General features: G+C 69.1%; 15 protein-coding genes. 2 read left to right on the top strand and 13 right to left on the bottom strand.

What is annotated here, in order from left to right; translation table 11 throughout:
• Positions 1–1,486, top strand: a 1,486-nt coding sequence (locus tag VN520_RS03780) for an alpha/beta fold hydrolase (protein WP_325745393.1), incomplete at its 5' end; no start/stop codon positions are given.
• Between the two features lie 6 nt (positions 1,487–1,492).
• Here VN520_RS03780 and VN520_RS03775 read toward each other — a convergent pair.
• The 13 genes from VN520_RS03775 to VN520_RS03715 form a co-directional block, all read right to left on the bottom strand.
• Complete coding sequence (locus VN520_RS03775) at positions 1,493–2,638, bottom strand: hypothetical protein (RefSeq protein WP_325745392.1); 1,146 nt, start codon at positions 2,636–2,638, stop codon at positions 1,493–1,495.
• 198 nt (positions 2,639–2,836) lie between these two features.
• A complete protein-coding gene (locus tag VN520_RS03770; RefSeq protein WP_325745391.1) occupies positions 2,837–3,913 on the bottom strand; it encodes a dipeptide ABC transporter ATP-binding protein in 1,077 nt (358 codons plus the stop codon).
• Positions 3,903–4,880, bottom strand: coding sequence for an ABC transporter ATP-binding protein (locus tag VN520_RS03765; RefSeq protein ID WP_325745390.1), 978 nt, complete (start codon positions 4,878–4,880; stop codon positions 3,903–3,905). The genes VN520_RS03770 and VN520_RS03765 overlap by 11 nt, the downstream gene beginning before the upstream one ends.
• A gap of 13 nt (positions 4,881–4,893) precedes the next feature.
• Positions 4,894–5,886, bottom strand: a complete 993-nt coding sequence (locus VN520_RS03760) for an ABC transporter permease (RefSeq protein WP_325745389.1) — start codon at positions 5,884–5,886, stop codon at positions 4,894–4,896.
• Entirely contained in the window at positions 5,879–6,802 is a 924-nt protein-coding gene (locus VN520_RS03755; RefSeq protein ID WP_325745388.1) for an ABC transporter permease, read from the bottom strand. The genes VN520_RS03760 and VN520_RS03755 overlap by 8 nt, the downstream gene beginning before the upstream one ends.
• A gap of 85 nt (positions 6,803–6,887) precedes the next feature.
• Positions 6,888–8,516: an ABC transporter substrate-binding protein gene (locus tag VN520_RS03750; protein ID WP_325745387.1), complete on the bottom strand. Its 1,629-nt coding sequence runs from the start codon at positions 8,514–8,516 to the stop codon at positions 6,888–6,890.
• A 149-nt stretch (positions 8,517–8,665) separates the two neighbouring features.
• Entirely contained in the window at positions 8,666–9,808 is a 1,143-nt protein-coding gene (locus tag VN520_RS03745) for a dipeptide ABC transporter ATP-binding protein (RefSeq protein ID WP_325745386.1), read from the bottom strand.
• A complete protein-coding gene (locus VN520_RS03740; protein WP_325745385.1) occupies positions 9,801–10,859 on the bottom strand; it encodes an ABC transporter ATP-binding protein in 1,059 nt (352 codons plus the stop codon). The genes VN520_RS03745 and VN520_RS03740 overlap by 8 nt, the downstream gene beginning before the upstream one ends.
• Before the next feature lie 11 nt (positions 10,860–10,870).
• A complete protein-coding gene (locus VN520_RS03735) occupies positions 10,871–11,818 on the bottom strand; it encodes an ABC transporter permease (RefSeq protein ID WP_325745384.1) in 948 nt (315 codons plus the stop codon).
• Entirely contained in the window at positions 11,811–12,740 is a 930-nt protein-coding gene (locus tag VN520_RS03730; protein WP_325745383.1) for an ABC transporter permease, read from the bottom strand. Before VN520_RS03730 ends, VN520_RS03735 begins: the two co-directional genes overlap by 8 nt.
• A 121-nt stretch (positions 12,741–12,861) precedes the next feature.
• Positions 12,862–14,484 (bottom strand): ABC transporter substrate-binding protein, encoded by a 1,623-nt coding sequence (locus tag VN520_RS03725; protein ID WP_325745382.1) that lies wholly within the window; start codon positions 14,482–14,484, stop codon positions 12,862–12,864.
• A gap of 450 nt (positions 14,485–14,934) precedes the next feature.
• Positions 14,935–16,809, bottom strand: a complete 1,875-nt coding sequence (gene typA, locus VN520_RS03720) for a translational GTPase TypA (protein ID WP_325745381.1) — start codon at positions 16,807–16,809, stop codon at positions 14,935–14,937.
• A 336-nt stretch (positions 16,810–17,145) separates the two neighbouring features.
• On the bottom strand, positions 17,146–19,395 hold the full coding sequence (locus VN520_RS03715) for an ABC transporter family substrate-binding protein (RefSeq protein WP_325745380.1): 2,250 nt from the start codon (positions 19,393–19,395) through the stop codon (positions 17,146–17,148).
• 407 nt (positions 19,396–19,802) lie between these two features.
• Here VN520_RS03715 and VN520_RS03710 point away from each other — a divergent pair.
• Positions 19,803–20,314: TPM domain-containing protein (locus tag VN520_RS03710; RefSeq protein WP_325745379.1), on the top strand; the 512-nt coding region annotated here is incomplete at its 3' end.

The following is a 20,314-nucleotide window of genomic DNA, read 5'->3' as shown; positions in this document are numbered from 1 at the left end:
GCGGTGGTGGATCGCCGATCCGGCGCACCCCGGGAGCAAGCCCGCCGAGGTGGGCTATCCGGCGGCGGGGACGGCCAACGCCGAGGTGGGGCTCTTTCTGGCGGGCCTGGACGGGACACGCACCGAGATCGTCTGGGACCGCTCCCGCTTTCCCTACGTCGCGCGGGTGCACTGGTCCTCGCACGGCGCCCCGCTGCTTCTGGTGCAGGCGCGTGACCAGCGCAGCCAGCTGTATCTGGCCGTCGACACGCAGACCGGCGCGACCCGCACGGTGCATGTCGACGAGGACGCCGTCTGGCTCGATCTCTTCGCCGGGGCGCCCGCCTGGGCACCGGACGGGCGGCTCGTCCGGATCGCCGACGAAGGGGGCGCGCGGGTGCTCTCGGTCGGCGACCGTCCGCTGACCGGTGGCCGGCTGCACCTCCAGGCGGTGCTGGACATCGGGGAGTCGGACATCCTGGTGCAGGCGACCGCGGGCGAGGACGCGGTGGATCCGGAGACCGGCCAGAGCCATGTGTACCGGGTCAACGAGCTGGGCGTGGAGCGCGTCAGCGAGGGCGCCGGGGTGCACTCCGCGGTGCGCGCGGGCGGTGTGACGGTGCTGGTGTCGGCGTCCCCGGAGCGCCCCGGGACGGCCGTGCGGGTGCTGCGGGACGGCAAGCGGATCGCCACCGTGGCGAATCTCGCCCAGGAGCCGGTCCTGGCCGCGAGGGTGCGTCTGACCGAGGGGGGCGCACGGCGGATTCCGTGCGCCGTGCTGCTCCCCACGGGCTACGAGGAATCGGACGGTCCGCTCCCGGTCCTGATGGACCCCTACGGTGGCCCGCACGGCCGCCGGGTGGTGGCCGCCCACAATCCGCACCTCACGTCCCAGTGGTTCGCGGACCACGGTTTCGCCGTGATCGTCGCGGACGGCCGGGGCGCGCCGGGCCGTTCGCCCGGCTGGGAGAAGGCGGTGCGGGACGATCTCACCCTCACCCTCGACGACCAGGTCGAGGCGCTGCACGCCCTGGCCGGGCGCTTCCCGCTGGACCTGTCGAAGGTGGCCGTGCGGGGCTGGTCGTACGGGGGTTATCTCTCGGCGCTCGCGGTGCTGCGCCGCCCCGACGTCTTCCACGCGGCGGTCGTCGGAGCACCGGTGGCGGACTGGCGGCTGTACGACACCCACTACACCGAGCGCTACCTCGGCGATCCCGCGGAGCAGCCCGCGGTCTACGCCCGCAACTCCCTGGTGACCGACGAGGGTCTCTCCGAACCGGCCGACGAGGTGCGGCCGATGATGATCGTCCACGGCCTGGCCGACGACAACGTGGTGGTCGCCCACGCTCTGCGGCTGTCGTCCGCGCTGCTGTCCGCCGGGCGCCCGCACGAGGTGCTGCCGCTGAGCGGGGTGACGCACATGACGCCGCAGGAGCAGGTCGCCGAGAACCTGCTGCTGCTCCAGGTGGACTTCCTCAGGCGGTCCCTGGGACTCTCCCGGGGGTAGGGGCTGTCACCAGCCGGGCGGCGGGGACGAGGGCGGCGGCGGGCTGCCGGCGCCGCCCCGGCTCTGCGGAGGGCCGTAGCCGGGCTGCGGAGGGCCGTAGCCCGGCGTGGGGCCCTGCGGGTGGCCGTGACCCGGCGCCCCGGACTGCGGATAGCCGTGGCCCAGCACTCCGGACTGCGGATAGCCGTAGCTCTGCGCCCCGGGCTGCGGGTAGCCGTAGCCGCCGGGGCCCCCGCCCTGTCCGGCGGTGTCCCCGGGCCCCCTGGGCGCCAGGACGAGCAGCGCCGCCGCCCCGGCGAGGGCGAAGAGGAACGAGGTGAGCATGCTGAGCTGTTGCTCGGCCGGTGCCTCGCCGAAGTGTTCCAGCCACCCGTTGTCGAGGTTCCGGGCGATCTGGCAGCTACCGGAGACCAGCAGGAAGCCCGCGGCGATCATGCCGAGCGGACGTGCGTGGACGGCACGGAAGAGGGCGGTCCACGCCACCACCAGGCAGAGCACCCCGAGCACCACGCTGCTCCAGCCGGGCGGGGCGGCGGTCAGCCCGAGCGTGAGGGCCTCCCCGCCGATGAACCAGTCCGGGTAGAGCCCGTCGGGCAGCCGGAAGATCTGGCGGATCTCCCAGGCGATCATGACGGCCCCGGAGGTGCCGAGCACCAGGAAGGCCGTGATCCCGGCCCCGCGGCCGGGGCGGGCCGGCCGCGGTTCGTACGGGTCCTCGGACTGCCTGCGGCCGGCGGCTCCGGCGACGACGAGTGCGAGAGCGGCCGCCAGGGCGACGAAGGTGCCGATGAGGGCGCGGGTGCGCAGCTCGTCGCTGAACCGTCCGTCCATCACGGTCGAGCCGATGGTCCAGATGCCCGGCAGACGAAGGGCGAGCGTGACCAGTCCGGTGACGACCAGCGTCGACGCGGCGACCGGGGAGCGCAGCGCGGCGAACAGGGCGAGGACGTGGACGACGAGCAGCACCGGGTCGGCCTGCAGGGTGGCGGGCAGCTCCTCCGGCCACCCGTCCGTGTATCCGGCCCAGTAACGCAGCAGGGCGGACGGATCGCCCGCAGCCCGCAGATCTCTCACGATCCAGCCCGTGACAAGGGCCGCGAGCACGGCGCACAGCACCGCTCCGGTGATCCTGGCTCCCCGTGTGAGTATCACACCGGCGATACTCCACCGCGGTCCGCCGATGGACAAGGGGTCCTGTGGGCGAGGAGGGGACGGGTGACCGGCCGGGACGACGTGATGAACGCCCCGGCCGGCCCACGGCACCCGCACGGCCGTACGCTCTCCATGGTGGGAGGTCCGTATATCGGTGTGACAACGGTCGAGTTGCCTCTGTGTTAACGAACCTGATGCTCACTCATCCGTCTTTGTCCCTCCGGGCGCCTCCCGCAGGTCTTCCGCCGGCACCACGTGCTTCTCCTCGGCGAAGTGGCACGCCGAGTCGTGCCGGGCCGGTGAGTCCGAGTCCCGGAGGACCGCCGGCACCGCCAGCAGCGGCACCTCCCGCTCGCACCGCTCCTGCGCCTTCCAGCAGCGGGTGCGGAAACGGCAGCCGGACGGGATGTTCGCCGGGGACGGCACGTCGCCGTGCAGGATGATCCGCTCCCGGTGTTCCCGGGCCCTCGGGTCGGGCACCGGGACGGCCGACAGCAGCGCCTGGGTGTACGGGTGCGTGGGGTGGTCGTAGATCTCCTCGTCCGTGCCGATCTCGACGATCCGCCCCAGGTACATGACGCCGACCCGGTCGGAGATGTGCCGGACGACCGACAGGTCGTGCGCGATGAACAGGAAGCTCAGGTCGAACTCGGTCTGCAGCCGGTCCAGCAGGTTGACGACCTGGGCCTGGACCGACACGTCGAGCGCGGAGACCGGTTCGTCGGCGACGATGATCTCGGGGTTGAGCGCGAGGCCCCGGGCGATCCCGATGCGCTGGCGCTGGCCGCCGGAGAACTGGTGCGGATAACGGTTGATGTACTCCGGGTTCAGCCCGACGACGTCCAGGAGGTCCTGCACCTTCTGCCGGCGGCTCCCCTTGGGCGCCACCTCGGGGTGGATCTCGTACGGCTCCCCGACGATGTCGCCGACCGTCATGCGCGGGTTCAGCGAGGTGTACGGGTCCTGGAACACCATCTGGATGTTGCGGCGCACGGCCTTCAGCGCGCGCCCGGACAGCTTGGTGACGTCCTCGCCCTTGTAGCGGATCACGCCTCCGGTCGGCGGCTCCAGGTGCACCAGCAGCTTCGCCACGGTCGACTTGCCGCAGCCGGACTCCCCCACGATGCCCAGCGTCTCGCCCGCGGCCAGCTCGAAGTCCACGCCGTCGACGGCCTTGACCGCGCCGATCTGCTTCTTGAACAGCACGCCCCGGGTCAGGGGGTAGTGCTTGACCAGGCCGCGCACCTCCAGGATGGGGTCGCCCTCAGCGTGCATCGAGCGTCTCCTTCCAGAAGTGGCAGGCGCTCCGGCGCTCCTCGGACACGGTGTGGAGCGGCGGCACGTCCGTGCGGCAGACGGCCTGCGCCATGGGGCAGCGCGGGTGGAAGGCGCAGCCGGGCGGGATGTGCAGCAGGTTGGGCGGCAGGCCCTTGACCGCGTAGAGCTCCTGGCCCTTCTGGTCCAGGCGCGGGATCGATTTCAGCAGGCCCTTGGTGTACGGGTGGGCGGGCGCGCGGTAGAGGTCGTGGACGGGTGACGTCTCGACGATCCGGCCCGCGTACATCACGGCGATCCTGTCGGCGACGTCGGCCACCACGCCGAGGTCGTGGGTGATGAGGATGAGCCCCATGTTGAGCTCGCGCCGCAGTTCCGCGAGCAGCTCCATCACCTGGGCCTGGACGGTCACGTCCAGGGCCGTGGTCGGTTCGTCGGCGATGATGAGGTCGGGCTCCAGGGCCAGCGCCATGGCGATCATGATGCGCTGGCGCATGCCGCCGGAGAACTGGTGCGGGAAGTCGCCGGCCCGCTCGCGCGCGGCCGGGATGCGTACCCGGTCCATCAGCTCGACGGCCTTGGCCCTGGCGTCGCCGCGGGACATCCCGCGGTGCACGACGAACATCTCGCCGAGCTGGTCCCCCACGCTGAGCACCGGGTTCAGCGAGGACAGCGCGTCCTGGAAGATCATGGCCATCTCCTGGCCGCGGATCCTGCGACGGGCGTCGGCCCCGAGCTTCAGCAGGTCGTGGCCCTGGAAGAGGATCTCTCCCCCGCTGATCCGCCCGGGCGGCATGTCGAGGATGCCCATGATCGCCTGGGCGGTGACGGACTTGCCCGAGCCGGACTCGCCGAGGACCGCGAGCGTCTCGCCCTCCGCCACCGAGTAGTCGACCCCGTTGACGGCCTTGGCCACGCCGTCCCGGGTGTGGAACTCCACGTGCAGATCGCGCACTTCGAGCAACATGGCAGCGGACTCCTCAGCGCAGCTTGGGGTCGAGGGCGTCGCGGACCGCGTCGCCGAGCATGATGAAGGCGAGCACGGTGACGGCCAGGGCCCCGGCGGGCCAGAGCAGCATGTGCGGCGCGTTACGGACGTACTGGGAGGCGGCGGAGATGTCGATGCCCCAGGAGACGGCCGGCGGTTTCAGGCCGACCCCGAGGTACGAGAGGGTCGCCTCCAGCGAGATGTACGTCCCCAGGGCGATGGTGGCGACGACGATCACCGGGGCGATGGCGTTGGGGGTGATGTGGCGCAGCAGCATCCGGGAGTTCGAGGCACCCAGCGCCCGGGCCGCCTGGACGTAGTCGTTCTGTTTGGCGGTGATGACGGACCCGCGCGCGATGCGGGCGATCTGGGGCCAGCCCAGCAGGACGATGAAGCCGATCACGGGCCAGACGGTGGAGCTGGTGACGACGGACAGGAAGACCAGTCCGCCGAGGACCACCGGGATGCCGAAGAAGATGTCCGTGATGCGGGAGAGCACGGCGTCCCACGCCCCGCCGAAGAAGCCGGCGAGGCCGCCCAGCACGCCGCCCAGCAGCGAGACCCCGAGGGTGGAGAGGACACCGACGGTCACCGAGGTCCGTGCGCCGTGGACGGTACGGGTGTAGACGTCGCAGCCCTGGCCGTCGAAACCGAAGGGGTGCCCGGGCCGGGAGCCCTCCTGGGCCCTGGCCAGATCGCAGTCGAGCGGGTCCTGGGTGGCGATCAGGGACGGCCAGACCGAGATGACCACCAGGAACAGGATGAGCAGCCCGGAGACGATGAAGACCGGATTGCGGCGCAGATCGCGCCAGGCGTCGGACCACAGGCTGCGTGGCCTGCCCGTGGGCCCGGTGCCCTCCGGACCGCCGGGCGTCTTCTCCAGCGTGGTGCCCTCGTCCATCGCGAGGTCCATCGCTCCGCCCGCGCCGGCCCCCGAGATCGCTCCGCCGCCCGTCGCGTCGTCCCACGGCTTCTGCTCAGGCATAGCGGATCCTCGGGTCGAGTACGGCGTACAGGAGGTCGACGATCAGGTTCGCCGCCAGGAAGACGAGGACCAGGACGGTGACGAACCCGACGACGGTCTGCGAGTTCTGGCGCAGGATGCCCTGGTAGAGCTGGTAGCCGACGCCGTGGATGTTGAAGATGCGCTCGGTGACGATCGCCCCTCCCATCAGGGCCCCCACATCCGTACCGATGAAGGTGACGACGGGGATGAGGGAGTTGCGCAGCAGGTGCCGCACGACCACACGGCGCCTGGGGAGGCCCTTGGCCACCGCCGTACGGACGTAGTCGGCGCGGGCGTTCTCGGCGATCGAGGTCCGGGTGAGCCGGGTGACGTAGGCCAGGGAGACGGAGGCCAGGACGAGCCCGGGGACGATGAGCTCGTCGACGGGGGCCTCGGAGGAGACGGACGGCTTGATGACGCCCCACTCCACGCCCAGCAGGAGCTGGAGCAGCAGCCCGGTGACGAACGTCGGTACGGCGATGACGACGAGGGTCAGGATCAGCACCACGGTGTCGACGGGCCGCCCGCGGCGCAGTCCGGTGACGACGCCGAGGCTGATGCCGATGACGATCTCGAACACGATCGCGACGATGGTGAGCCGGATGGTGATGGGGAAGGCGGTGGCCATCAGCTCCGTGACCTTCTGCCCGTTGAAGGCCGTGCCGAAGTCACCGGTGAAGATGTTGCCCATGTAGGTCAGGTATTGCTGCCAGACCGGCTTGTCGAGGCCGAACTCGGTGCGCAGCCGGGCGGCGGTCGCGGGGTCGCACCGGCGGTCGCCGCAGAGGCCCGCGACGGGATCTCCCATCACGTTCACCATGAGGAAGATCAGCAGCGTGGTGCCGAGGAACACGGGGATCATCTGCAGCAGCCGCCGGATCACATAACGTCCCATGAGGGGCTCCGGGGGTCGGGGCGGAAGGACCGGGAGGCCGGGTGGCCGGTGCGGTGTACCGCACCGGCCACCCGGCCTCAGGGGGTCACTTGACCTTGATCCGGTCGTAGACCGGGACGCTGAAGGGGTTCAGCGAGACGTCCTCGACCCTGTCCGAGTAGCCCGCGCTGCCGTTCTGGTACCAGAGCGGGATGACGGGCATCTGCTCGACGAGGACCTTCTCCGCGTCCTGGAAGGTGGTGACGGCCTTGGCCTTGTCGCTCTCCGCGTTGGCCTTGTCGATCAGGTCGTCGAATTTCTGGTTGCTCCACTTGCCGTCGTTGGACGGGGCGTTGGTGTAGTAGAGCGGCTGGAGGAAGTTCTGGATGAGGGGGTAGTCCATCTGCCAGCCCGCACGCCAGGCACCGGTCAGCTTCTGGGTGGAGACCTGGCTGCGGAAGTCGGCGAAGGTGCCGACGGGGCCGCCGACACACGCCTTGTTGTCGCCCATGACGTTGTTGATGCTGTTGCAGACCGCGTCGACCCACTCCTTGTGGGAGCCGGTGTCGGCGTTGTACGAGATCGTGAGCCGGCCGCCGGGGATGCCGCCGCCCTCCTCGATCAGCTTCTTGGCCTCCGCCTTGTCGTACTCGCACGCGGGGCCGCACAGGCCCTTCTTGAAGCCGCCCTCCTCGCCGAGGACCGGCGAGGTCCAGTCGGAGGCCGGGGTGCGGGTCTTCCGGAAGATCTGGCCGGTGATCTGCTCACGGTTGATCGCCATGGACAGGCCCCGGCGGACCTTGACCGCGTCCGGGGTGTTCCAGGCCTTCTCGTAGAAGGGGAAGGCGAGCGTCTGGATGATGCCGGCGGGGGTGTTGATGTACCGGTCGCCCAGGTCCGCCTCGACGTTCTTGAGCTGCGAGGCGGGCACGTCGTCGACCAGGTCGAGGTTGCCCGCCGTCAGGTCGGTGTAGGCGGTGTTGTTGTCGGTGTAGACCTTGAGGTCGATGCCGCCGTTCTGTGCCTTGTCCGCACCGGGGTAGCCGTCCCACCGGCGCAGGTTCATCGACGAGCCCTTGGCGTACTGGTCGATGGTGTACGGGCCGTTGCCGACCGGCTTGGAGAGCCAGGCCTCGTGGTCGGTGTGGAAGACCTTCGGCAGCGGCACGAAGGCCGAGTAGCCGAGGGTGTCGGGCCAGAGCGAGAACTTCTGCGACAGCCTGACCGTGAAGGTCGTGCCGTTGACCACCTTGAGACCGGAGAGCGTGTCCGCCGTCGCCTTCCCGGACTCCGGGTGCACCTTGTCGTAACCGTCGATGTACTGGAAGAAGTAGGCGTTCTTCTGGTTGTTCTTCAGGGCTGCGCCGTAGTTCCAGGCGTCCACGAACGACTGCGCGGTGACCTTCTCGCCGTTGCTGAAGGTCCAGTTGTCCTTGATCGTGACGGTGAAGTTCTGCGAGTCCTCCGACTCGATCTTCTCGGCGATCTCGTTCTCGGCCTCGCCGGTCTCCGGGTCGTACCGCACGAGGCCCCGGAAGAGCATGTCGAGGACCTTGCCTCCCTGCACCTCGTTGGTGTTCGCGGGTTCCAGCGGGTTCTGCGGGTCGCCCCAGGACGAGCTCACGATCCCGTCGGCCCCGCTGCCGCCGTTGTCGCCCCCGCCGCCGCAGGCCGTGGCCGCCAGCGCGGCGGCGACGGCACATGCGGCCCACCTGGCCTGTGTGGCTCCGCGCATGGAGTGCCTCCTGGGGTTGAGTGGCTCAATGCCTCATATCACCTCATATGGCACTTCGTCGCATGTCCTTGTCCGCCGTACGGGGCTGCGGGGACGTGAAAACGCCCGGCCCCTCGGGGGGCCGGGCGTCCTCGTCGGTCCGGGGTGCGCTACACCGCGTGGACGACGTCCTTCTCCTCGGCGAAGTGGCACGCCGACTCGTGCGCCGCCGGCGTGTCCGAGGCCTTGAAGCGCTCGGGGATCGCCAGCAGCGGCACCTCGGTGGCGCACTTGTCCTGTGCCTTCCAGCACCGCGTACGGAAGCGGCAGCCCGAGGGCGGGTTCGCCGGCGACGGGACGTCGCCGGAGAGGATGATCCGCTCGCGGCCGTCACGGGCATCGGGGTCCGGGACGGGGACCGCCGACAGCAGCGCCTGGGTGTAGGGGTGCGTCGGGTGGTCGTAGATCTGCGTGTCCGTACCGATCTCGGCCATCTTGCCGAGGTACATGACACCGACCCGGTCCGAGATGTGCCGGACGATCGACAGGTCGTGCGCGATGAAGAGGTAGGAGAGGTCGAACTCGTCCTGGAGCTTCTCCATCAGGTTGATGACCTGCGCCTGCACCGACACGTCGAGCGCGGAGACCGGCTCGTCGCAGATGATGATCTCGGGGTTGAGCGCGAGGCCCCGGGCGATCCCGATGCGCTGGCGCTGGCCGCCGGAGAACTGGTGCGGATAGCGGTTGATGTACTCCGGGTTCAGCCCGACGACGTCCAGGAGGTCCTGCACCTTGCGGCGCCGCTCGCCCTTCGGGGCGGCCTCGGGGTGGATCTCGAAGGTCTCCCCGATGATGTCGCCGACCGTCATGCGCGGGTTCAGCGAGGTGTACGGGTCCTGGAACACCATCTGGATGTTGCGGCGCACGGCCTTCAGCGCGCGGCCGGACAGCTTGGTGATGTCCTGGCCCTTGTAGAAGACCTCACCGGCGGTGGCCCGCTCCAGCGTCATCAGGAGCTTGGCGACCGTGGACTTGCCACAGCCGGACTCGCCCACGATACCGAGCGTCTCACCCTGGTAGAGGTCGAAGGAGATCCCGTCCACGGCCTTGACCGCGCCGACCTGCTTCTTGAACAGGATGCCCTGGGTCAGCGGGAAGTGCTTGACCAGGTTGCGCACCTGGAGGATCGGCTCGCCCTGCGACACCGGCGCGTCCAGGGCGGCCACGGCCTCCGTCTCGGTCGCCGCGTTGACCGTCGCCACTTCGGTGACGTTCGGGGTGGCGTCCACGGACTCCTTGCCGAGCTCAGCCATGGATCGTCTCCTTCCAGAAGTGGCAGGCGCTGCCGCGTCCGGCCAGCTCGGTACCGTCCTGCTCGGTCACCGGGAACAGGGGCGGGATGTCCGTACGGCAGATGTCCCGGGCCCGCGTGCAGCGCGGGTTGAAGGCGCAGCCGGACGGCACGTTCAGCAGGTTGGGCGGCAGGCCCTTGATCGCGTAGAGCTCCTGGCCCTTCTGGTCCAGGCGCGGGATCGACTCCAGCAGGCCCTTGGTGTACGGGTGCGCGGGGCGCTTGTAGATCTCGTGGACCGGTGCGGTCTCGACGATCCGGCCCGCGTACATCACGGCGATCTTGTCGGCGACGTCGGCGACGACACCCAGGTCGTGCGTGATCAGGATCAGGCCCATGTTGAAGTCGCGCTGGAGCTCCGCGAGCAGGTCCATGACCTGCGCCTGGACCGTCACGTCGAGCGCCGTGGTGGGCTCGTCCGCGATGATCAGGTCGGGCTCCAGGGCGAGTGCCATGGCGATCATGATGCGCTGGCGCATACCGCCGGAGAACTGGTGCGGGTAGTCGTTGACCCGCTCCTTCGCCGCCGGGATGCGCACACGGTCCATCAGCGCGATGGCCTTGGCCTTGGCCTCCTTCTTGGAGAGGCCCTGGTGCACGCGGAACATCTCGCCGAGCTGATAGCCCACCGAGAGCACCGGGTTGAGCGAGGACAGCGCGTCCTGGAAGATCATGGCGATCTTCTGGCCGCGGATCTGCCGGCGCTCCTCGCCCGACATCTTGAGCATGTCCTGGCCGCGGAAGAAGATCTCGCCCTTGGGGATGCGGCCCGGGGGCATGTCCAGGATGCCCATGATCGCCTGAGCGGTCACGGACTTCCCGGAGCCGGACTCGCCGAGCACGGCGAGGGTCTCGCCGGCGCTGACGCTGTAGTTGACTCCGTTGACGGCCTTGGCGACGCCGTCGCGGGTGTGGAACTCCACGTGCAGATCGCGGACTTCGAGCAGCGGGCTGCCCGAGTCGTTCGAACCACGCGGAGCAGGAACATCCGCCGTCTTGTCGATGATGGTCATGTACGCCTCCCTCAGCGCAGCTTGGGGTCGAGGGCGTTGCGTACCGCATCGCCGAGCATGATGAACGCCAGAACGGTGATCGACACCATGACCGACGGGATGATCAGCACGAACGCGGCGTTACGCAGCTGCTCCTGGCCGGAGGAGATGTCGACACCCCACGACACGGTCGGTTCGGCGAGGCCGATGCCCAGGAAGGACAGGGTGGCCTCGGCCGAGATGTAGCCGCCGAGCGCGATGGTCGCGACGACGATCACCGGGGCGATCGCGTTGGGCAGGATGTGCCGGAGCAGGATGCGGCTGGTCGAGGCGCCGAGCGCCTTGGCCGCCATCACGTAGTCGGCCTGCTTGATCGTCAGCACCGAGCCGCGTGCGACACGGGCGATCTGGGTCCAGCCGAGGAAGGCCAGCGCCAGGATGACGACCCAGATCTTGCGCTCCTCGAACGAGGTCAGGACGACCATCGCGCCGAGGATGAAGGGCACGCCGAAGAAGATGTCGGTGACCCGGGACAGGAGCGTGTCGATCCAGCCGCCGAAGTAGCCGGCGAGCATGCCGACCACGGTGCCCAGGATCGTGACCAGGGCGGTGACGATGACGGCGACCATGATCGAGGCACGGGCGCCGTAGACGACACGCGCGTAGATCGAGCGGCCCTGGATGTCGTAGCCGAACCAGTCCTCCTGGAAGAAGTTCCCCCACTTGGGCTTCTGCAGGTAGTGGTTGGCCAGGTCCGCGTAGCGCGGGTCGGCGCCGGTGAACAGACCCGGTGCTATCGCCATCACCAGCAGGAAGAAGATCAGCACGGCCGAGACGACGAACAGCGGGCTGCGCCGCAGATCGTGCCAGGCGTCCGACCACAGGCTGCGGGGCTTGCCCACCTTGGCGGCGGGGGCGGCCTGCACGGCCGTCCCGTCGACGGTCGGGTCCGGAGTGGTTTCCTTGAGCGTCTCAGGCATAACGGATCCTCGGGTCCAGGACCGCGTAGAGCAGGTCGACGACCAGGCTGGCGACGAGATAGACGACGACGATCAGCGTCACGATGCCGACGACCGTGGCGCCTTCACGGTGCCGGAGCGCGTCGAAGACGTTGTAACCGACGCCCTTGACATTGAAGATGCCCTCGGTGACGACGGCGCCGCCGAGCAGCGCACCGAGGTCGGTCCCGAGGAAGGTGACCACGGGGATCATCGAGTTGCGCATCAGATGGACGCCGACGATGCGACGGCGCGGCAGCCCCTTGGCCACAGCGGTGCGCATGTAGTCGGAGCGCAGGTTCTCCGCGACCGAGGTGCGGGTCAGCCGCGCCACGTAGGCGAGTGACAGGGACCCGAGCACGACAGCGGGCAGGATCAGCTCGTCGGAGGTCGCTTCGAGACTCACGTTGGGCTCGACCCAGCCGAGCTGGAAGGCGAAGAAGTACTGGCCGAGGAAGCCCAGGACGAACGAGGGGACCGAGATGAGCAGGAGCGTCAGGACGAGCAGACCGCGGTCGCGAAGGGTGTCGGCCTTCAGACCCGCGAAGATGCCCATGGAGATACCGACGACGACCGTGAAGATGAAGGCAAACAGGGCCAGCCGGACCGTGATCGGGAACGCTTCCGAGATGATGTCCGCGACCGGCCGGCCGCTGGCGATCTGCGTGCCGAAGTCACCTTGGAAGAGGTTCACGAGGTAGTTCCAGTACTGATGCCAGAGCGGCAGATCGAGCCCGAGCTCCTTCTTCATGGCCGCGATCTGCGTGGGGTCCACCGTCTGCTCCCCGGCGAGCGCGCGCACGGGGTCTCCGGGCAGCGCGTACATCATGGAGAAGACCAGCAAGGTTGACCCGAGGAAGACCGGGATCATCTGGAGCAGTCGCCGCGCGACGTAACGCCCCATGTTTGCCTCCGATAGGGATAAAGCAGCCCAGGGGCCGCCCTCCGGATGCGGAGAGCGGCCCCCCGGGACCTACTGCCTGGTGTGGGCGGCTGATGGCCGGGTGGGGGCCCTCAGGCGTGTGTTACTTGTTGACGGTGACTTCGGTGATGTTGTAGTCACCGTGGAAGTCGATCGTCACGTTGTCGACAGCCTTGGAGTAGCCACCGTTGGTCTTGTACTCCCACAGCGGGATGGCGGGCATCTTCGACAGGACGAGCTTCTCGGCCTCCTGGTAAGCCTTGATCGACTCGTCCAGGGTCTTGGCGTTGTCGCCCTTCTTGAAGGCCGCGTCGACCTCCTTGTCGGAGAACCGGCCGTTGTTGGCCTCGGCGGTCGTGCCGTAGAGCTCCCGCATGAAGTTGACGTTCAGCGGGTAGTCGGCCACCCAGCCACCGCGGTACATCGACTTCACCTGGTCGTTGTCACGCGCTTCCAGGTCGGTCTGGAAGTCCGGCTTGGCGTCCGGGACGCAGTCGACCCCGGTCGAGTTGCGGATGGACTCGCAGACCGCGGTCACCCACTCCTTGTGACCGCCGTCGGCGTTGTACTGGATCCAGATCTTGTTGCCCGGAACGCCGCCGCCCTCGGTGACGAGCTGCTTCGCCTTGGCCGGGTCGAACGTGAACACGTCGGTGCCCAGGTCCTGGTTGCCGGCGACGCCCGGAGGCGTGAAGCTGGTGGCGGGCTTGCGGGTGTTGTTGAGCACGGTCTTGGTGATCGTGTCGCGGTCGATGCCCATCGACAGACCCTGCAGGACCTTCGGGTCGATGTCCTTGAAGGTCTTCGAGTAGAAGGTCGGGACGAGCGACTGGATCGCGGCGTACGGCTCGTCGATCGCGCGGTCGCCGAGGTCCGCCTTGTACTTCGGGAGGTCCTTCGGGCCGACCTGGCGGATCATGTCCAGGTTGCCGGAGAGGAGGTCCTGGTACGCGGCCTCGACGGTCGCGTAGTTCTTGAAGAGGACACCCTTGTTCTTGGCCTTGTTCGGGCCCTGGTAGTCAGGGTTGGCCTTGACCTGGATGAGCTTCTTGTGGTCCCACTTCTCGAAGATGTAGGGACCGTTGCCGACCGGGGCCTGGCCGAACGCCTTGGTGTCCTTGTAGAACACCTCGGGCAGCGGGGCGAAGGTGGTGTAGCCGAGCTTGTACTCGTAGTACGGCACGGGCTTGGTGAGCTCGATCGTGAAGGTGGTGTCGTCGACCGCCTTCAGACCGGACATCTCCGTGGCCTTGGGGTCACCCTTCTCGGGGTGGACGTCCGCGTAGCCCTTGATGTCCTCGAACCAGAACGCGTTCTGCTGGGCGTTCTTGACGTTGGCGTACCAGTTCCACGCCTTGATGTACGACTCGGACGTGACGGGGGTGCCGTCGTGGAACTTCCAGCCGGACTTGAGCTTGACGGTCCACGTCTTGGAGTCGGTCGTCTTCACGGACTCGGCGTTCGTGTAGACGATCTTGCCGTCCGAGTCGAAGTCGAGCAGCTGGGTGAAGACCGACTGGATGACGTAGCTGCCGAGCGACTCGTTGGTGTCTGCAGGGATCAGCGGCTTCTGCGGCTCACCGACGTCGATGGACACATAGCCCTCGGGCTTGCCCTTCTCCTTCGAGGCCGAGTCACTGTCACTGTCTCCGCCGCCGCAGGCAGTCGCGGCCAGGGCGATGATTGCCGCTCCCGCGACCCACTTGGCGCTCTTGGCACCACGCATGGGTTTCCTCCTCATGAGTCCACTTTTGACTACAAGAGGGGCACTGGAGAGATCCACCGACACCCCTGACGGCGATCGTTGTGCAGTGCCCCGAGTGTGCTCGTGAGTCCGCACTCCCCACAGTGCGTCGACCCATTGACCCGAGCTCAATGGAGCCAACTATTAAGTAACACCGGGCTGTAAACCACACTTAAAGGGTCTCGGTTTGACAACATCCAGAAGCCATGGTTGCCCGAAATCCGGACAAAGTGATCCCAGACAGACACCCCCGAAACGGACCGTTAACACATGTTCCGGAGAGCGACGCACGATATCCGGACACGTCGGTCAGAAAAACGGGTTGACGAAAGGCCCGGGCCCCCACAGCGTCTGCGGGGGCCCGGGCCTCATGTCAACGGCTCGCGCCGGCGGTCCGTCGGCCGCGGCCGACGGACCCGGTCAGGTCGGCCGTCAGCCGTTCTTCGCGCGCGAGGCCGTGCGGCCACGCTGCTTCGCGTCCAGGACGACCTTGCGGATGCGGACCGTCTCCGGGGTCACCTCGATGCACTCGTCCTCGCGGCAGAACTCCAGCGACTGCTCCAGGGAGAGCTTGCGGGCGGGCACCACGTTCTCGGTGGTGTCCGCGGAAGCCGCACGCATGTTGGTGAGCTTCTTCTCCTTGGTGATGTTCACGTCCATGTCGTCGGCGCGCGAGTTCTCGCCGATGATCATGCCCTCGTAGACCTCCGTGCCGGCCTCGGTGAAGATGACACCGCGCTCCTGGAGGTTGACCATCGCGAACGGCGTCACCGTGCCCGACCGGTCGGCGACCAGCGAGCCGTTGTGACGGGTGCGCAGCTCGCCGAACCACGGCTCGTGGCCCTCGAAGAGGGAGTGCGCGATACCCGTGCCGCGGGTCTGCGTCAGGAACTCCGTGCGGAAGCCGATGAGGCCGCGGGAGGGCACGATCCACTCCATGCGGACCCAGCCCGAGCCGTGGTTCGTCATCGTCTCCATGCGGCCCTTGCGGGTCGCCATCAGCTGCGTGATGGCGCCGAGGTGCTCCTCGGGGGAGTCGATGGTCATGCGCTCGATCGGCTCGTGCGTCTTGCCGTCGATCTGCTTGGTGACGACCTCCGGCTTTCCGACCGTCAGCTCGAAGCCCTCGCGGCGCATCTGCTCGACCAGGATGGCGAGCGCGAGCTCACCACGGCCCTGGACCTCCCAGGCGTCGGGGCGCTCGGTGTCCAGGACGCGGAGCGAGACGTTACCGATGAGCTCGCGGTCCAGGCGGTCCTTCACCTGCCGGGCGGTGACCTTGTGGCCCTTGCCGCCCTTGCCGACGAGCGGCGAGGTGTTCGTGCCGATGGTCATGGAGATGGCCGGCTCGTCGACCGTGATCAGCGGGAGCGCGATCGGGTTCTCGGGGTCGGCGAGGGTCTCACCGATCATGATGTCCGGGAAACCGGCCACGGCGCAGATGTCGCCCGGACCCGCCTTCTCGGCCGGCTTGCGGGTGAGCGCCTCGGTCATCAGGAGCTCGGTGATGCGCACGTTGGAGATCGTGCCGTCACGCTTGATCCAGGCGACCGTCTGCCCCTTGCGGAGCTCACCCTGCTCGACGCGGCACAGCGCGATACGGCCGAGGAAGTTGTCGGCGTCCAGGTTGGTGACGTGGGCCTGCAGCGGGGCGTCCTCGTCGTACTCCGGCGCGGGGACGGTGGAGAGGATGGTGCTGAAGAAGGGCTCCAGGCTGTCGCTGTCCGCGGGGACGGTGCCGTCCTCCGGCTTGGTCAGCGAGGCGACGCCGTCACGGGCACAGGCGTAGACGATCGGGAACTCGATCTGGTCCTCGTCGGCGTCCAGGTCCAGGAAGAGGTCGTAGGTCTCGTCGATGACCTCGGAGATCCGGGAGTCCGGCCGGTCCGTCTTGTTGATGCAGAGGATGACCGGCAGCTTGGCGGTCAGGGCCTTGCGCAGGACGAAGCGGGTCTGGGGCAGCGGACCCTCGGAGGCGTCGACCAGCAGGACGACCGCGTCCACCATCGACAGACCGCGCTCGACCTCGCCGCCGAAGTCGGCGTGGCCGGGGGTGTCGATGATGTTGATCGTGATGGGGTCCCCGCCGTCCTTGGGGTGATACTTCACCGCCGTGTTCTTGGCGAGGATCGTGATGCCCTTCTCACGCTCCAGGTCGTTCGAGTCCATCATGCGTTCGTCGAGGTTCTCGGCGGCGTGCGCGGCGAAGGCGCCCGCCTGCTTGAGCATGGCGTCGACCAGCGTGGTCTTGCCGTGGTCGACGTGGGCGACAATGGCTACGTTACGGATGTCGTGGCGCGTGGGCATGGGTGGCTTGCGCTTCTCTCGGATCGTGGGATCAGGCGTCTCAGTCGGTCTTCGAGTCCTCGTACGCCCGCCGGGCGGCACGCCACGGCTAGTCCAATGGTACGGGCCCGATGGGTCCGGGGCTTCCCGGCCCGTTGCACACGGCAGGACCGCAGCCACAATTCAGCCGGTATTCAGCCGGTATTACGTCCTCGTCCAGCCGGCGGGCGGCCGGGCGGCACGGGGCGCAGAAGGACGGGCGGCCCGGGTCCGGGCGGACACCGCCTTGCCCGCCCGGAGCTCCGGCGGGCAAGGGAGCCGAGCTGCACCCGAGCTGTGGGATGTGGCTCTGACCTGCTACTTCTTCCGGTTCGCGGGGGGACCTGCCGCTTGACGCCCGGTGAATCCGATGTCCTCGTAGCGAGGTGCGGCGAAGCCGAAGGCACCGATGTTCGCCAGCTTCTTGTCGACGGCGACCAGCTGCGGCCTCTGATACAGCGGAATCGATCCCGCGGCGGCCCAGATCCGTGCGTCGGCCTGCTTCAGCAGGTCCCTCGCCGCGTCGGCGTCGAGCTCGGCGACCGCACGGTCGAAGAGCTGGTCGATGTGGTCCGAGCCGACCCGGGTGTAGTTCTGCTCGACGAGCAGCGAGCCGTCGGTGGCGGGCTCCGGCTTGGCGAAGATGGGGCGGCCGTCGGTCGCCGGGTAGGCGGTGGCGGGCCAGGAGTACAACGCCAGGTCGTAGTCGCCGGAGGCGATGTGGTCCTTGAAGTAGCTCTCGTCGTCGACCTTGGTGATCTGCGCGCTGATACCGACCGTGTCCAGCATCTCGACGATCTTCTTCCCGACCGTGCGCAGTGCCTGCGATCCGGGGCCCGAGGGGAGCACGAAGCGGAGGGTCAGCGGCTTGCCGCCCTTGCCGAGCCGGTCCTTGACCGCGACGGGGGCCGCGGTCCCCGCGGGAGCGTAGGCGCCCGCGGCACCGCCGGGCTGCTCGTCCCGGGCGGCGGCCCCGGTGTCGTCGGCGGGGTGGTCGCCGGGCTTCCCGTCGCCGACGATGTACATCCCCTCCTCGCGCGAGGCCTCGCCGTCCTTGTCCGACTCGGCCTCCTCCCCGGCCGGCGACCCCTTCCCGCCCGGCTTCCCTGCCTCCTCCCCGGCCGGCGATTCCTTCCCGCCCGGTTTCCCGGCCTTCTTCTCGGCCTCGCTGCCCGCCTTGGTGTCCTCGGTCCTGCGCACGGCCCCGCCCGGGGTCCATCCCGCATCGGCCAGCAGCGCCTGCGCCTCCTTGGTGTCCTGCTCGCCGAGCGCGCCGCTGCCGTCCTTGTACGCGGGCTGCCCGGCCAGGGCGAGGTGGCTGCCGGGCGGCTTCGCGGGCAGCCCGAGCGGCTTCAGCACGGTGTCGGCGAGCTCCTGGCGGTCCAGGGTGCGGGCGACCGCCCGCCGCACCCGGTCGTCGGAGAGCGGCCCGGTCTCACCGTTCAGCGCGAGCTGCGTATAAGCGGGCTCCAGGGACTTGCGCACGGTGAAACCGCGCAGCGACTTCTGCTCGGCGGCGTACACGGCGATGGCCCGCCGGTTCTTCTCGCGGGCGGCCCGCGCCGTCTCGGCGGCCTCCTCGTCGGAACCGTGGGCCAGTGCCCAGGACCGCAGAGCGGCGGCCGGGGTGAGGCCGGCTCCCGGGCCGTGGGCGGGCGGCGCTCCGTCGCCACCGCGGTCGCGGGCCGCGAGGGCGATGCTGTCCGCCGTCGCCGGGTCGATGTCGGCGACGTCCACCGTCCCCCCTGTCAGCGCGTCGGCCCGGTCCTCGGGCCGGACGGCACGGAAGACCAGGGATTCGAGCTTGGCCTCGTTGCCCCACCAGCGCGGGTTGCGGTCGAGTACGACCGTCCCCTTGCTCCTGTCCACGCCGCGCAGCCGGAACGGACCGGCGGTGTTCTTGAGGGTGGTCCTGGCGCCGTCGTTGAAGGTGCCGGGCGAACCGGTCACCTCCTTCGGGTACAGCGGCGAGAAGAGCGAGCGCCAGTCGGCGTACGGCTTGGCGAACGTGACCCGGACCTGCAGATCGTCCTTGCCGCGTTCGATCTTCTCGATGCGCTCGTATCCCGCGTTGCGCGCGGTCCAGAAGGCCGAGTCCCTGCCGCTCAGCGCGCGCCACTGCGCGACGAAGTCGGGGGCGCCGATCTCCCGGCCGTCGCTCCACACGGCCTGCTGGTTGAGCTTGTAGAGGACGACCTGCTTGGGCTCCTGCTCGATGACCTCCGCCGACTCCAGGTAGTCGGGGTTCAGCCTGGGCTCTCCCCGCTCGTCCATGGGGAAGAGGGAGGGCAGCAGGGCGCCGGTGATCCGTGTGGTCGCGTGGTCGGCGTCGGCCTGGAAGGTGTTGAGGGTGGCGGGGACCGCGTCGATCGCCCAGGTGAGGGTGGAGCCTTCGGCCACCCGGTCCCGGGAGGCCGGGGCGATGTCCTGCGGGACGGCCACCGAGGTGGGGCCCTCGCTGTCCGAGGTGCAGCCCGCCAGGACCGGGAGGGTGAGCACACCTGTCGCCAGGAGCGCGACCGAGCGGCGCTTTCGGGCCGCCCCGCGTGGGACGCCGACATGGGCCATGGCTGATACCTCCGGGGCCGGCCCGGCCCACCCCGTACCGGAAGGGACCGGATGATGCGTTCTGGTGGCATTTGCAGTTGATCAGACTGATTCGCTGATCCACTGAACACACCTGTACGCGCGGGCGGAGGCGGACGCGGCCGGTGGGACCCCGGAAGTCACCCGTGCGGCCCCGGCACCGGCCCGTCGGCGGCCAGCCGAGCAGTGTGACGATCGCGGCGGTGGTACCGGTCCCGCCGAGCCTCGGGAAGATCTTTTCGAGGCTGTCGCGGTGGACGTCGGCACCCATGAGCCCCTCCGGCCGGTCCGGTGCGGACATGCGGCCGGTCCGGTGCGGACATGCGGCCGGCCGGGCGGCACGTGCCGGGTCGCGGACGACAGGAGGCGGACATAGCCTCCCAAATGTGATGCCGCCTGCGAGCCGTACCGGGAAGTCCCGGCCTTCGATACCCGGCAGGGTTCTCCTCGCCGCCCTGACGGCTGTGTGCTGGATCGCTCTGGCAGGGGGCCCGGGCGCCCGGGCCGAGGATCCCGTGCCCCTGTCCCGCGACGGGCAGATCACCGACCGGGTGGGAGCGCTCGGCGGCCGCGAGTCCCAGGTGGAAGCCGCCCTCGACCGCTTGTTCGAGGAACGGCAGGTGCAGCTGTTCGTGGTGTACGTCCGTGACTTCTCCGGCCGGGACGCCCGGACCTGGACCGACGAGACCGCGAACCGCAACGGGCTGGGGCAGGAGGACGTGCTGCTGGCCGTGGCCACGCACGACCGGCAGTACGCGTACTCCGTCGACCAGGGCTCACGCCTCACCGACGCCCAGCTCCAGGACGTGGCGAACACGGCGGTCGAGCCGGCTCTCCGGCAGAACGACTGGGCGGGCGCAGCGATCGGCGCCGCCGACGGCTACGCCGCAGTGCTCGCCGG

Source organism: Streptomyces sp. (assembly GCF_035563135.1).
Lineage (GTDB): Bacteria > Actinomycetota > Actinomycetes > Streptomycetales > Streptomycetaceae > Streptomyces.
This window is presented reverse-complemented; position numbering and strand designations above follow the sequence as displayed.